Genomic DNA, 654 nt, shown 5'->3' with positions numbered 1-654 from the left:
AACGTGGCAAATCGCTTGGGTATTTCTTTCCCAACATAAAGAGTGGTCGATGGTTGGAGAAAACATCAGCTATCAACTAACACCTGCACCGGAAGCGATGTATTCATGTATTCAGACATTGCTTCGTAGCATAAATCTGTCCATTGATTACGGCAGTGCGGTCGGTGCTCACAGCGTAGCGCAACTGGAATTGATGCTGAATATGCCGTCTTCGGAATCTGTTTCTCGCAATCAGCTTAAACTTCGCCGCGTATTTGACCTCGTTCAGCGTCAATTACATAAAGACTGGAGCGTTGAGCAGTTAGCGGCACTCTATCCATGTTCGGAGCCCCATTTACATCGTTTAACGCAGCAACAATTTGGTCGAAGCCCGATGGCACACTTGATGCGCATGCGAATGGAGTATGCCGCGCGTTTACTTCGTTCAACAGAGTGGCCGATTCAACATATTGGTGAGATTGTCGGGTACCCAACCAGCGCAAACTTTAGTACGCGCTTCAAAGCGTGGTCGAGCATGACGCCAAGAGAGTTCAGACAAAATGGAAGAATAGAACGAGATCCTGAGAAGTGATTCGTACTTTTTGTGAACGATTGGGCGCACAGAACCTCTTGGCTCTCAGAATATTCTCCTCTAATTGATGAAATAAGTGAAAA

Annotated in this window: 1 protein-coding gene; it reads left to right on the top strand. The window is 46.5% G+C overall.

Annotated features, from left to right (window positions below; translation table 11 throughout):
- Nucleotides 1-571 (top strand): helix-turn-helix transcriptional regulator (locus tag R7R78_RS27020; RefSeq protein WP_225474722.1); only part of this gene is annotated, 571 nt, incomplete at its 5' end.
- Nucleotides 572-654 lie beyond the last annotated feature (83 nt).

The sequence above is a fragment of the Vibrio sp. 2134-1 genome (assembly GCF_033339495.1).
The sequence above is the reverse complement of the archived record's forward strand: the minus strand, read 5'-3'. Positions and strand labels throughout refer to the sequence as shown.